The sequence below is a fragment of the Streptomyces sp. NPDC048506 genome (assembly GCF_040651315.1).
Taxonomy (GTDB): domain Bacteria; phylum Actinomycetota; class Actinomycetes; order Streptomycetales; family Streptomycetaceae; genus Streptomyces.
Map to the genome: position 1 here is coordinate 68,069 of NZ_JBEZIX010000013.1, position 12,004 is coordinate 80,072.

13 protein-coding genes are annotated in these 12,004 nt (G+C 71.5%); 9 read left to right on the forward strand and 4 right to left on the reverse strand.

Annotated features, from left to right (window positions below):
• The first annotated feature begins 7 nt into the window (after positions 1–7).
• From sufD to AB0C96_RS12950, 6 genes are read left to right on the forward strand one after another with little or no spacing between them, the layout of a single operon-like run.
• A complete protein-coding gene (sufD, locus tag AB0C96_RS12925) occupies positions 8–1,192 on the forward strand; it encodes a Fe-S cluster assembly protein SufD (protein ID WP_362916619.1) in 1,185 nt (394 codons plus the stop codon).
• Entirely contained in the window at positions 1,189–1,506 is a 318-nt protein-coding gene (locus AB0C96_RS12930) for a non-heme iron oxygenase ferredoxin subunit (protein ID WP_362916621.1), read from the forward strand. The genes sufD and AB0C96_RS12930 overlap by 4 nt, the downstream gene beginning before the upstream one ends.
• Positions 1,507–1,513: 7 nt before the next feature.
• Positions 1,514–2,278, forward strand: a complete 765-nt coding sequence (sufC, locus tag AB0C96_RS12935; protein WP_362916622.1) for a Fe-S cluster assembly ATPase SufC — start codon at positions 1,514–1,516, stop codon at positions 2,276–2,278.
• A complete protein-coding gene (locus AB0C96_RS12940; protein ID WP_362916624.1) occupies positions 2,275–3,531 on the forward strand; it encodes a cysteine desulfurase in 1,257 nt (418 codons plus the stop codon). The genes sufC and AB0C96_RS12940 overlap by 4 nt, the downstream gene beginning before the upstream one ends.
• A gap of 37 nt (positions 3,532–3,568) precedes the next feature.
• A complete protein-coding gene (gene sufU / locus AB0C96_RS12945; RefSeq protein WP_362916626.1) occupies positions 3,569–4,027 on the forward strand; it encodes a Fe-S cluster assembly sulfur transfer protein SufU in 459 nt (152 codons plus the stop codon).
• Complete coding sequence (locus AB0C96_RS12950) at positions 4,024–4,359, forward strand: metal-sulfur cluster assembly factor (RefSeq protein ID WP_033270552.1); 336 nt, start codon at positions 4,024–4,026, stop codon at positions 4,357–4,359. The genes sufU and AB0C96_RS12950 overlap by 4 nt, the downstream gene beginning before the upstream one ends.
• 93 nt (positions 4,360–4,452) lie before the next feature.
• Here AB0C96_RS12950 and AB0C96_RS12955 read toward each other — a convergent pair whose 3' ends face one another.
• Positions 4,453–4,581: a hypothetical protein gene (locus tag AB0C96_RS12955; protein WP_362916628.1), complete on the reverse strand. Its 129-nt coding sequence runs from the start codon at positions 4,579–4,581 to the stop codon at positions 4,453–4,455.
• A 319-nt stretch (positions 4,582–4,900) separates the two neighbouring features.
• Here AB0C96_RS12955 and dapD point away from each other — a divergent pair, with 319 nt between their 5' ends.
• Entirely contained in the window at positions 4,901–5,941 is a 1,041-nt protein-coding gene (gene dapD / locus AB0C96_RS12960; RefSeq protein ID WP_362916630.1) for a 2,3,4,5-tetrahydropyridine-2,6-dicarboxylate N-succinyltransferase, read from the forward strand.
• A gap of 140 nt (positions 5,942–6,081) precedes the next feature.
• Positions 6,082–6,987 carry an EI24 domain-containing protein gene (locus tag AB0C96_RS12965; protein WP_362916632.1) on the forward strand — a complete coding sequence of 302 codons (906 nt, stop codon included), beginning with the start codon at positions 6,082–6,084 and terminating at the stop codon, positions 6,985–6,987.
• Here AB0C96_RS12965 and dapA read toward each other — a convergent pair.
• The 3 genes from dapA to AB0C96_RS12980 form a co-directional block, all read right to left on the reverse strand.
• Positions 6,887–7,864, reverse strand: coding sequence for a 4-hydroxy-tetrahydrodipicolinate synthase (dapA, locus tag AB0C96_RS12970; RefSeq protein WP_362916634.1), 978 nt, complete (start codon positions 7,862–7,864; stop codon positions 6,887–6,889). The genes AB0C96_RS12965 and dapA overlap by 101 nt on opposite strands.
• 185 nt (positions 7,865–8,049) lie before the next feature.
• Positions 8,050–8,199: a hypothetical protein gene (locus AB0C96_RS12975; protein WP_362916636.1), complete on the reverse strand. Its 150-nt coding sequence runs from the start codon at positions 8,197–8,199 to the stop codon at positions 8,050–8,052.
• A 125-nt stretch (positions 8,200–8,324) separates the two neighbouring features.
• Positions 8,325–10,163 carry an endonuclease/exonuclease/phosphatase family protein gene (locus AB0C96_RS12980; protein WP_362916638.1) on the reverse strand — a complete coding sequence of 613 codons (1,839 nt, stop codon included), beginning with the start codon at positions 10,161–10,163 and terminating at the stop codon, positions 8,325–8,327.
• Between the two features lie 257 nt (positions 10,164–10,420).
• Between AB0C96_RS12980 and AB0C96_RS12985 the strand changes: the two genes are divergently transcribed.
• Entirely contained in the window at positions 10,421–11,953 is a 1,533-nt protein-coding gene (locus tag AB0C96_RS12985; protein WP_362916640.1) for a hypothetical protein, read from the forward strand.
• Positions 11,954–12,004: the final 51 nt, after the last annotated feature.

Here is a 12,004-nt window from a genome sequence, read left to right on the forward strand (position 1 = left end):
GACAGCCATGGCTGAGGCTCAGAACATCCCGGCGGGTTCCACGACCACCGGTTCCATCGCGGTGGCCGCGGAGTCCACCGTCGCCACGAGGATGAGCGCCCCGCCGTCCTACGACGTGGCGGACTTCCCGGTGCCGCACGGCCGCGAGGAGGAGTGGCGCTTCACGCCCCTCGCCCGCCTGAAGGGCCTGCACGACGGCAGCGCCGTGGCCGGCGGTCCCGACCTGAAGATCGACATCACCGCGCCCGAGGGCGTCACCCACGAGCTGGTCGACCGCACCGACCCGCGGGTCGGCAAGGCCGGCAGGCCCGTCGACCGGGTCGCCGCCCAGGCGTACAGCACGTTCGAGAAGGCGTCGGTGGTCACGGTCCCCAAGGAGACCGTGCTGACCGAGCCGATCCGGATCGCCGTCCACGGCGAGGGCGGTACGGCCTTCGGCCACCAGGTCATCGAGCTGGGCGCGTTCGCCGAGGCGGTCGTGGTCATCGACCACACCGGTGACGCGGTGCTCGCCGCCAACGTCGACTACCTCCTCGGTGACGGCGCCAAGCTGACCGTCGTCTCCGTCCAGGACTGGGACGACCACGCCGTCCACACCGGCCAGCACAACGCCCTGGTCGGCCGGGACGCCACCTTCAAGTCCGTGGTCGTCACCTTCGGCGGCGACCTGGTGCGCCTGCACCCGCGGATCACCTACGCCGGCCCCGGCGGCGAGGCCGAGCTCTACGGCCTGTACTTCACCGAGCAGGGCCAGCACCACGAGCACCGCCTCTTCGTCGACCACGAGGCGTCCAACTGCCGCTCCCACGTGACCTACAAGGGCGCGTTGCAGGGCGAGGACGCGCACGCCGTCTGGATCGGCGACGTCCTGATCCAGGCCTCGGCGACCGGCACGGACACCTACGAGCTCAACCGCAACCTCGTCCTGACCGACGGCGCGCGGGTCGACTCGGTGCCCAACCTGGAGATCGAGACCGGCGAGATCGTCGGCGCCGGCCACGCCTCGGCGACCGGCCGCTTCGACGACGAGCAGCTCTTCTACCTGATGGCCCGCGGCATCCCCGCCGAGGAGGCCCGCCGGCTGGTCGTGCGCGGCTTCTTCGCCGAGCTGGTCCAGCAGATCGGGGTCGCGGACGTCGAGGAGCGGCTGATGAGCAAGATCGAGGCCGAGCTGGAAGCGTCCGCGGCATGAGCTACGTACGCGCAGCGGCGCTCAGCGAGCTGGAGGAGGACACCCCCAAGCGGGTGGAGCTCGACGGCGTCCCCGTCTCCCTGGTCCGCACCGAGGGCGAGGTGTTCGCGATCAACGACATCTGCTCGCATGCGAACGTCTCCCTCTCGGAGGGCGAGGTCGAGGACTGCTCGATCGAGTGCTGGCTGCACGGTTCGAGCTTCGACCTGCGCACCGGCAAGCCGAACGGCCTTCCCGCGACGCGCCCCGTCCCCGTATACCCCGTAAAGATCGAAGGGGACGACGTGCTCGTCTCCGTCACCCAGGAGTCCTGAGTCACCCATGGCAACGCTTGAGATCCACGACCTGCACGTCTCCGTCGAGGCCGAGAACGGCCAGCGCGAGATCCTGAAGGGCGTCGACCTGACCGTGAAGCAGGGCGAGACGCACGCCATCATGGGCCCCAACGGCTCCGGCAAGTCGACCCTCGCCTACTCGCTCGCGGGTCACCCCAAGTACACGATCACCGGTGGCACGGTCACCCTCGACGGCGAGGACGTCCTTGAGATGTCCGTCGACGAGCGCGCCCGGGCCGGCGTCTTCCTCGCCATGCAGTACCCGGTCGAGGTGCCCGGCGTCTCGGTCTCCAACTTCCTGCGCACCTCCGCCACCGCGATCCGCGGCGAGGCCCCCAAGCTGCGGCTGTGGGTCAAGGAGGTCAAGGAGGCCATGGAGCGCCTCCAGATGGACCCCGCGTTCGCCGAGCGGAACGTCAACGAGGGCTTCTCCGGCGGTGAGAAGAAGCGCCACGAGATCCTCCAGCTGGAGCTGCTCAAGCCGGCCATCGCGATCCTCGACGAGACCGACTCCGGTCTGGACGTCGACGCGCTGCGGATCGTCTCCGAGGGCGTCAACCGGGTCCGCGAGACGGGTCAGGTGGGCACGCTGCTCATCACCCACTACACCCGGATCCTCCGCTACATCAAGCCCGACCACGTCCACGTCTTCGCCAACGGCCGGATCGCCGAGTCCGGCGGCCCGGAGCTGGCGGACAAGCTGGAGGCCGAGGGCTACGAGGCATACGTGAAGGGTGGTACCACCGCGTGACACAGCTGCCGGGCCTCCTCGACACAGAGGCGATCCGCAAGGACTTCCCCCTCCTGGACCGTCAGGTCCACGACGGGAAGAAGATCGTGTACCTGGACAACGCGGCGACGTCGCAGAAGCCGCGCCAGGTCCTCGACGCCCTGAACGCGTACTACGAACGCCACAACGCCAACGTCCACCGCGGCGTGCATGTGCTCGCCGAGGAGGCCACGGCGCTCTACGAAGGCGCCCGCGACAAGGTGGCCGCCTTCATCAACGCACCGAGCCGCAACGAGGTGATCTTCACCAAGAACGCCTCGGAGTCGCTCAACCTCGTGGCGAACATGCTCGGCTGGGCCGATGAGCCCTACCGGGTGGACCGCGACACCGAGATAGTCATCACCGAGATGGAGCACCACTCCAACATCGTCCCGTGGCAGCTGCTCGCGCAGCGCACCGGCGCGAAGCTGAAGTGGTTCGGTCTGACCGACGACGGCCGGCTCGATCTGTCGAACATCGACGAGGTCATCACCGACCGGACGAAGATCGTCTCCTTCACCCTGGTCTCCAACCTGATGGGGACCATCAACCCGGTCGAGACGATCATCCGCCGTGCCCAGGAGGTCGGCGCGCTGGTCTGCATCGACGCCTCGCAGGCCGCCCCGCACATGGTGCTGGACGTGCAGGCGCTCCAGGCCGACTTCGTGGCCTTCACCGGCCACAAGATGTGCGGCCCGACCGGCATCGGCGTGCTGTGGGGCCGCCAGGAGCTGCTGGAGGACCTCCCGCCGTTCCTGGGCGGTGGCGAGATGATCGAGACCGTCTCGATGCACTCCTCGACATACGCCCCGGCGCCGCACAAGTTCGAGGCCGGTACGCCCCCGATCGCCCAGGCCGTCGGCCTCGGCGCGGCCGTGGACTACCTCACCTCGATCGGTATGGACAAGATCGCCGCGCATGAGCACGCGATCACCGAGTACGCCGTCAAGCGGCTGCTGGAGGTTCCCGACCTGCGGATCATCGGCCCGAGCACGGCCGAGGACCGCGGGGCGACGATCTCCTTCACCCTCGGCGACATCCATCCGCACGACGTCGGCCAGGTGCTGGACGAGCAGGGCATAGCGGTCCGGGTGGGGCACCACTGCGCGCGTCCGGTCTGCCTGCGCTACGGAATTCCTGCGACCACGCGAGCGTCGTTCTACCTGTACTCCACCCCGGCCGAGGTCGACGCCCTGGTCGAGGGCCTGGAGCACGTCCGCAACTTTTTCGGTTAATAAGGCACAGCGGATGAGGACGAGGACTGACTGAGCCGTGAAGCTGGATTCCATGTACCAGGACGTCATCCTGGACCACTACAAGCACCCCCATGGGCGCGGTCTTCGGGACGGCGACGCCGAGGTGCACCACGTCAACCCCACGTGCGGTGACGAGATCACGCTGCGCGTGCGACTGGACGGCGCGACGATCGAGGACGTGTCCTACGAGGGCCAGGGCTGCTCCATCAGCCAGGCCAGCGCGTCGGTGCTCAACGACCTCCTGGTCGGCAAGGAGCTCCGCGAGGCGCAGAAGATCCAGGAGACGTTCCTGGAGCTGATGCAGTCCAAGGGGCAGGTCGAACCGGACGACGCGATGGAGGAGGTGCTGGAGGACGCGGTGGCGTTCGCCGGCGTCTCCAAGTACCCGGCGCGCGTGAAGTGCGCCCTGCTCAGCTGGATGGCCTGGAAGGACGCCACGGCCAAGGCGCTCTCCGAGGAGGCAAAGACCGCATGACCGACACCCCGACCACCACCAAGCCGGCATCCGAGGAAGAGGTCCGCGAGGCGCTGTACGACGTCGTCGACCCCGAGCTGGGGATCGACGTGGTCAACCTCGGGCTGATCTACGGCATCCACATCGACGACGCCAACATCGCCACCATCGACATGACGCTGACCTCCGCGGCCTGCCCGCTGACCGATGTCATCGAGGACCAGGCGAAGTCCGCCACGGACGGCATCGTCAACGAGCTGAAGATCAACTGGGTCTGGATGCCCCCGTGGGGCCCGGACAAGATCACCGACGACGGTCGCGAGCAGCTTCGCGCGCTGGGCTTCAACGTCTGACGCGGTCCCGCACCGCGCGAGCGTCCCCACGGCCGTGCCCGCCAGTCCTATCTGGCGGGCACGGCCGTTTGTGTGCCCGCCCGCCGCGTGGCGTCAGCCCTCGGCCAGCCCCTTGGTCTCCGCGGTGGCGGCCCGCAGCGCTGGCGCCGCGGCGGTGAAGTAGCGCAACAGGACCCGCAGTTCGTCCTCAGCTGTCGGCGTGCTGCGGCAGCAGGGCGTCACCTTGCGGGTCGGACATCTCGCGGGAGCCCGCGGGCGGCGACTGGCTGATCCGCGCGTTCCACAACACCCGCTACCGGCCCCGTACGGAGGCGCTGAGCGCGGCCCTGGCCCGGCTGGCGCCGAAGGCCGACTGACCGCGACCGGGATGTGCACGACCGTACGCGACGGCGGGCACGGTCGTCCGCGCCGAAACCCGCGGGCGGTGCCGCGGCGGCCGCGCTCGTGCGGCCCTACGAAGGCGGTTGTGCGACCGTACGGAGCGGGACCGATCGCTGAGACCGGTTCGCCTCGGTGGGCGCCCTCCGGTTAGGTTTCGGACATGACCGATGCTGCTACTTCCGTTCCCCTCCCCCAAGCCCTGAAGGGGCAGGGAGGTGCCCCCATCCCCGGCGCCGTCGCCGCCGGGCTCGCCACCGTCGCCTCCGACGGCACCGTTCTCGACACCTGGTTCCCGGCGCCCGAGCTGGTCGGCGCGACCGCCGAGGGCCCCGGCCCGGCCGGCACCGAGCGCCTCGACGACGAGCGCGCCGTCGAACTGCTGGGCGCCGCCGTGCTCAAGGCGATCGGTCCCGACCCGGTCCGCGAGGTCGAGGTCATCGCCGTCCGGACGGTCATCTCCTCCCTCGACGACAAGCCGCTGGACGCGCACGACGTCTACCTCCGCCTCCACCTGCTCAGCCACCGGCTGGTCAAGCCGCACGGCCAGAACCTGGAGGGCATCTTCGGTCTGCTCGCCAACGTCGCCTGGACCTCGCTGGGCCCGGTGGTCGTCGACCGGCTGGAGACGGTGCGCCTCAACGCCCGTGCCGAGGGGCTGCACCTTCAGGTCACCGGCGTCGACAAGTTCCCGCGGATGACCGACTACGTCGCGCCCGCCGGCGTGCGGATCGCGGACGCCGACCGGGTCCGCCTGGGCGCCCACCTGGCGGCCGGCACCACCGTCATGCACGAGGGCTTCGTCAACTTCAACGCCGGCACGCTGGGCACCTCCATGATCGAGGGCCGGATCAGCGCGGGCGTGGTCATCGGCGACGGCAGCGACATCGGCGGCGGTGCCTCGACCATGGGCACCCTGTCGGGCGGCGGCAAGCAGATCATCTCGATCGGCGAGCGCTGCCTGCTCGGCGCCGAGTCCGGCATCGGCATCGCGCTGGGCGACGAGTGCGTCGTCGAGGCCGGCCTGTACGTGACCGCGGGCACCCGCGTCACCATGCCCGACGGGCAGATCATCAAGGCCGCGGAGCTCTCCGGCGGCGACAACATCCTCTTCCGCCGCAACTCCACCACCGGCACGGTCGAGGCCCGGCCGAACAAGGCGGCCTGGGGCGGCCTCAACGAGATCCTGCACAGCCACAACTGAGCGGACGCGGCAACGGCAACGGCCCGGCGGAGACGCTCCGCCGGGCCGTCGGCCGTCGGGCGGGCCGCCGGCGCCCTCGCCTCCCGGGCGCCCCGGCCACCCGGTGCCCGCCCCGTCCGGGCGCCGCTAGGCTGTGCGTCATGCGTGATCTTGCGGCGGGGATACGGTATCTGGGCAAGGGCCAGCGCTGGGTCGCCCAGCACGGCCGGTGGTGGGGTTTCGGGCTGATTCCGGCGCTGATCGCGCTGGTGCTGTACGCCGCGGTGCTCACCGCCCTCGCCATCTGGTCCGGCGACCTCGCCGCCTGGGCCACGCCGTTCGCCGACGACTGGGGCTCGCCCTGGCAGGGCCTGCTGCGCGGGGTGTTCGTGGCCCTGCTGTTCGCCGGCGGGCTGACGTTGTCGGTGCTCACCTTCACCGCCGTCACGCTGCTGATCGGCGACCCCTTCTACGAGTCGCTCTCGGAGAAGGTCGAGGAGAGCGAGGGGTACTGCCCGCCCGGCCCGGACCGGCCGCTGTGGCAGGAGATCTGGACCGCCCTGCGGGACAGCGTCCATGTGCTGCTGCGGGCCGCGGGGTTCGGGATCCTGCTGTTCGCCCTCGGATTCGTGCCGTTCCTCGGCCAGACCGTGATCCCCGCGATCGGCTTCTGCGTCTCGGGCTTCTTCCTCGCCGTCGAGCTGACCTCGGTGGCGATGCAGCGCCGGGAGGTCCCGGTGCGCGAGCGGCTGCGGCTGCTGCGCGGCCGCAAGGGGCTCGCGGTCGGCTTCGGCACCCCCCTCGTGCTGCTCTTCCTGGTCCCGTTCATCGCGGTGGTGCTGATGCCGGGCGCGGTGGCCGGGGCGACGCTGCTGGTGCGGGACCTGGTGCCGGCCGAGGAGCCGCCCGCGCCGGACGAGGCCGCCGGCGAGGCCGGCTTCGGCCCGGCGCCCGCCCCGTTCGCGGCTACCCAGGGACAGCCGCCCCGGTCGCCGCAGGCACCCCCGTACCCGCATCCGCAGTCCGGTCCAGGGTCGTCCGCAGGGCGTCCACCAGCCGGCTGGTGAGCAGGTCGTCCGCGTCCAGCAGTGGGCCGCGGACCGGCCCGGCGGGCAGCCCGAGGTGCCCCAGCAGCGCCTTCACGGCGACCGCGCCGGGCGTCTGAGAACCGGTGACCGCCTCGACCAGCGGAACCAGCGCGAGCTGACGGCGGGCCGCCCCGGCGGTGTCACCGGCGTCATAGGCGTCCAGGACGGCGCGGACGGCCCCGGGGGCGACGTTGGCGGCGGTGCTGATGCAGCCGGTGGCGCCGAGCGCCCGCAGTGGCAGGATCTGCTCGTCGCAGCCCGCGTAGTACGCAAGCCCCGTCCCGGCCAGCACCTTCGACGACTTCAGCAGGTCGTAACCGCAGTCCTTGACCGCCCCGATCCGCGGATGGTCGGCCAGCCGCAGCAGTGTCTCGGCGGTCAGCGCGGTGCCGGTGCGGCCGGGGATGTCGTAGAGCATCACCGGCAGTCCGGTGGCGTCCGCCACCGTGCGCAGGTGGTGGGCGACGGCCTCCTGGGTGGGCCGCGAGTAGTACGGCGTGACCACCAACAGGCCGTGTGCGCCCGCCCGTTCGGCGCCGCGGGCCAGGGCGACGGAGTGCCGGGTGTCGCTGGTGCCGACCCCGGCGGTGATCCGCGCCCGGTCGCCGACCGCCTCGACGACGGCCCGCAGCAGGGTCTCCTTCTCGGCGTCCGACGTGGTGGGGGACTCGCCGGTGGTCCCGCTCAGCACCAGCGCGTCGCACCCGCCCTCGTCGACGAGGGGGACGGCGAGCGCCTGTGCGCCGGCCGGGTCGAGCGCTCCGTCGGCGGTGAACGGGGTGATCATGGCGACGGCGGCACGGCCGAACGGTGCGGCGGCCACGGGCGGTGCCAGGGGTGCGGTCACAGGGTCCATGTCCGCAGTGTGCGATCTTCCCATCGTTCACGTCCACTTAGTTGTGCTGGGTTATCTCTTAAGGGTTGCTACGGGATTGGGGGAGTGCCGCCCGGGCGGCGCGGCCTCGGGGCGGACGCGTCCGGGCAACGCGGAGCGGCCGCCGCACCTGTCGGTGCGACGGCCGCCCGGGCTTCACAGGCCCATCACGCGTCAGTCAGGCCGTTCCGCGAACGCTTCAGGTCCTGGGTGCGCTCGGATGCGGACTCCTCCGACGACCTCCGCTTCTGCTGGTCGGAGCGCCGCTCGGCGGCACGGTCCTTGTTGCCCGACTTACGGTTCTGCGCCTTCGGCATGATGACTCCTCATGTCTCGCCGAATGTTGCTTACGTGTTCCAGTAGCGCACTCTCGGCGACAGCCGGCCCCTGGACCGGGGCCGATCGGGTGACGTCCGCATGACGCAGGGTGACCGGCGCCTGGTCACGGCCGGATGCGCAGCACCTGCGGATCGTGGTCGCTGGCCTGGTCGGCGTACTCGGCGTTGAGGTGCACGATGTCGTAGTCGGGCCGGGACAGCTGCCGGCTGGTGAGGATGTGGTCGAGCACCTGCGAGTTGCCGTTGTACACGTAGCCGTACCGCTCGGCGGCCGGCAGCCCGTTCACCAGGTCGGTGAGCACACCGCCCGCGGTGAGGTCCTTCAGCGCCGGCGAGAACGGGTAGTCGTTGAGGTCACCGGCCACCACGACCTCGGCCTTGGGGTCCTTCGCCAGCAGGTCCTTCACGAAGGCGTTGACCAGCTTCGCCTGCGCGGTGCGCTGGGTCTCCGAGCTCCGCGCCGGTGGCTGGAAACGGCTGTCCAGGCCCTGGTCGCCGCCCTTGGAGTTGAAGTGGTTGGCGATCACGAACACCCGGCTGCCCGGGCGGCTCTTCAGCGAGAACTGGCCGACCAGCGGCTTGCGGCTGGTCTTCCACGCCGGGTCGGTGGGCGCGATCCGGCCGGGGGACGCGGAGAGCGTGGCCCGGCCGTGGTCGGCGACGACCTTCACCGGGGTGGTGGCGTCCCCGCCCTTGACGTCCGTGAAGGACACCCGCGCGGGGTTGAACAGGAACGCGACCCGGATGTTGCCGCCGGGCTGGCCGCCGTCCTGGTCGTTGACCGGGTCGATCTGCCGCCAGGCGTACGCCGGGCCGCCGGCCGCCTTGATCGCGTCGGTGAGCTTGGTGAGGGTGTCCCCGGCGGTGACCGTGCCGTCGTCGGTCGGCCCGCTGTCGTCCTGCACCTCCTCCAGGGCGACGACGTCGGGGGTGGAGAGGTTGTGCACCAGCGCCTTGGCCAGCCGGTCGAACTTCGCCTGCGGGGTGGCGGGGGAGAGGTTCTCGACGTTGTAGGTGGCCACCGCCAGCTCGTCGGGCTTCTGCTTGCGGGTGGTCTCCGGTGCCGCGCTGTGGTCGGCGAGCGTGCCGAGCTCGGTGGCCTGGAGGGCGTAGCCGCCGAAGCCGTCGTAGTCCAGCGGCCCGGCGGTGGTGCCGGTCAGTCGGTCGCCGACGTCGGCCACCGGGAACGGCCGCTGGGAGAAGGGAATCAGGGAGGCCACCTTGATCCGGCCGCCGTTGGGGTCCGCGTACGAGCGGTACAGCGTGCCGCCGCGGGCGGTGCGGTTGTGCTTCGGCTCGGCGGTCACCCACAGCTCGTGGTACTGGCTGGTCGGCCCGACGACCGGGGCGTCGGACACCGAGACCCGCATGCCCTCCAGCGACTCGTAGCGGTCCAGCGCGTACGAGGAGGGGTGCAGCGGCAGGGATTCGATGCTCTTGCCGCCCGCGTCGGGGGCGTAACGGTTCGGCACCGAGGCCGGGTTGAGCCGGAAGGCGGCCGGCAGCGGGTTTCCGGTGGAGAGGGTCTTCCAGGTGGCGCCGGTGATCTCGGTGACCGACTGCGACCCGGCGTCCTTGCCGCCCGGGTAGTACTCGCTGACCGTGCCGGCGAAGGTGATCGCGTCGCCGACGCTCACCTCGGGCGTCTGCTTGCCGGTGAAGACGAAGACCGCCTCGCTGGTGGCCGGATCGTCGTCCGGGTGCGGGTCCTGCACCCAGAAGCCGCGCGACGAACCGAACGCGCGGACCGCGGTGACCGTGCCGGGCACGCCGCTGACCTGCTTCCCGGCCAGCGGGGATATTCGGGTGCTGCCCTGGATGTCGTGGATCCGGGTGCCGGCCGCGGACGCGGACTGGGTGGCGGTCAGCAGTCCGCCGGCGAGGGCGGCGGCGACCACCACACCGATGGTGGCCGGTCTGCGGAGCGGACGACGGGACGGCATGCATGCCTCCGAGGGGGAATGGGGGGTGAATGTGAGGGGTCACGGCAATCTGTGCGCGGAGGCCGGACCCTGCGCGCTACGCGCGTCAATCTCCGGTGTGCGCAAGGGAGTTGTCAAGGTTCTCCGGGTGACCGGCGAGTGGCGTGGGGGTGAACCGTCCGAGATACGGAGAATTCCGTCTACGCTTGGGCGGCGCACTCCCCAGCTACCGCTGGGAGGTACCCCAGCCGTAGTCCGCCCGAGGAGCTGAGCAGCCGATGTCCGCAGACCGCCCCACCCTGCCGCCGGTGCGGCTGCACTCCGAAGCGGAGCTGGCCCGGGACGCGCTGAGCGCCCCCCTGATGGCCCGGGCCGCCAAGCTCGCCCGCTGGGCCGAGCGGGGCGTCCCGGTGGGCGTGGGCGGGGAGATCCTCCAGGACGCACTGGCCGCCGCCACCGAGCACCTGGGGCTCGCCGACGACGAGGACGGGCCGGCCTACACCGCCGAGGCCTGGCAGCTCGCCGTGGACACCGGGCTGGTCGAGATCGAGGAGTCCGAGGGGACGGCGACCCCCGGGAGCGCCGAGGACGGCGCCGAGCTGCCCGACGACGCCGCCGTGGGCACCGCCACCCCGGGCGAGGAACTGAGCCTGCTCACCTCCGGCAGCCCCCAGGACGTCCTCGACATCTGGCTCGGCGGCATGGAGACCGTGCTCGCCGACGCGGCCGCCCCGGACCTCGCCGACCTCGCCGACCAGCTCACCGAGGGCGGCGAGCTGGACCTGGACGCGCTCGACTGGAACCCGGAGGAGGAGGCCGAGCTGCTCGACGGCATCCTCGGCAACCTCTACCTCCTCACCGCCCTCGCCGACCGTCCCGACCAGGACGTGCCGCTGCCCGCGCTGGCCGCCTCCATGATCGTTCCGGACGACATGGACGAGCCCACCGACGACATCCTCGAAGAGGTCTCCGACGCGATGATGCGCCTGGACGACCAGTTCCGGGTGCTGGAGCCGATCGGCCTGGTCGCCTACCGACCCGTCGACGAGGCGCTCATCGAGGAGCTGGACGAGCAGGGCGAGACGACCCTCCCGCAGCGACCTTCGGCGGGCTCCGATCCGGCCGAGCCGCTCACCGACGAGGACGTCTCCCGCTACGGCCTGGTCCGGCTCACCCCGCTCGGCGTCTACGCGGTCCGCGCCCGGCTGCTGGACGCCGGTGTGCACGCCCCGGCGGTCGGCGACCTCGCCGACAAGGGCGCCGAGGTCCTCCTGGACGCGCTGCCCGACTACCCCGAGGGGCTCGCCCGCATCGAGTCCGAGCAGTGGCTCGCCGCCCGGACGCCGCTGGAGGCCGCCCGGGACCTGCTCGCGGCCGCCCGCGGCGACGACCCGGGCGCCCCGCGCCGCCGGCTCGCCGCCCAGCAGACCCTCTCCCTGGTCGCACCGGAGGCCGAGGCCGGGCTGCGCGAGGTGCTCGACGACCGGCAGCTGGGCGGCCTGGCCCGGGTCTGGCTCGCCGAGCGCGGCCTGCCGGGCATCCCCGAACCGTCCCAGGACATGATCTTCTGGCTGACGGTGGACACCCTCGCGGCCCAACTGGACAGCGCCGACGAGGACACCGAAGCCGAACTGCGCGATCTGGTCACGGGCCTGACCGTCCAGCACAGCGGGTTCTTCGACAGCGTCTGGCGGGTGGACCACCCGGCCACCGCCGACGTCCTGGAGGCCATGGGCCGGCTGCACCCCGACAAGAAGTCCGCCAAGGAGGCCCGCAAGGCCGCGTTCAAGGCCCGCTCGCGGCAGGGCTGACGCCCCCTCGACGCCACGGGGCGGGCCGGGCCGGTGAGGGCCCGGCCCGCC

Excerpts from the sequence above, each read along its gene's own strand:
- sufD (WP_362916619.1), top strand. The coding sequence starts at position 8 with ATGGCTGAGGCTCAGAACATCCCGGCGGGTTCCACGACCACCGGTTCC.
- AB0C96_RS12930 (WP_362916621.1), top strand. The coding sequence starts at position 1,189 with ATGAGCTACGTACGCGCAGCGGCGCTCAGCGAGCTGGAGGAGGACACC.
- sufC (WP_362916622.1), top strand. The coding sequence starts at position 1,514 with ATGGCAACGCTTGAGATCCACGACCTGCACGTCTCCGTCGAGGCCGAG.
- AB0C96_RS12950 (WP_033270552.1), top strand. The coding sequence starts at position 4,024 with ATGACCGACACCCCGACCACCACCAAGCCGGCATCCGAGGAAGAGGTC.
- dapD (WP_362916630.1), top strand. The coding sequence starts at position 4,901 with ATGACCGATGCTGCTACTTCCGTTCCCCTCCCCCAAGCCCTGAAGGGG.
- AB0C96_RS12965 (WP_362916632.1), top strand. The coding sequence starts at position 6,082 with ATGCGTGATCTTGCGGCGGGGATACGGTATCTGGGCAAGGGCCAGCGC.
- dapA (WP_362916634.1), bottom strand. The coding sequence starts at position 7,864 with ATGGACCCTGTGACCGCACCCCTGGCACCGCCCGTGGCCGCCGCACCG.
- AB0C96_RS12975 (WP_362916636.1), bottom strand. The coding sequence starts at position 8,199 with ATGCCGAAGGCGCAGAACCGTAAGTCGGGCAACAAGGACCGTGCCGCC.
- AB0C96_RS12980 (WP_362916638.1), bottom strand. The coding sequence starts at position 10,163 with ATGCCGTCCCGTCGTCCGCTCCGCAGACCGGCCACCATCGGTGTGGTG.
- AB0C96_RS12985 (WP_362916640.1), top strand. The coding sequence starts at position 10,421 with ATGTCCGCAGACCGCCCCACCCTGCCGCCGGTGCGGCTGCACTCCGAA.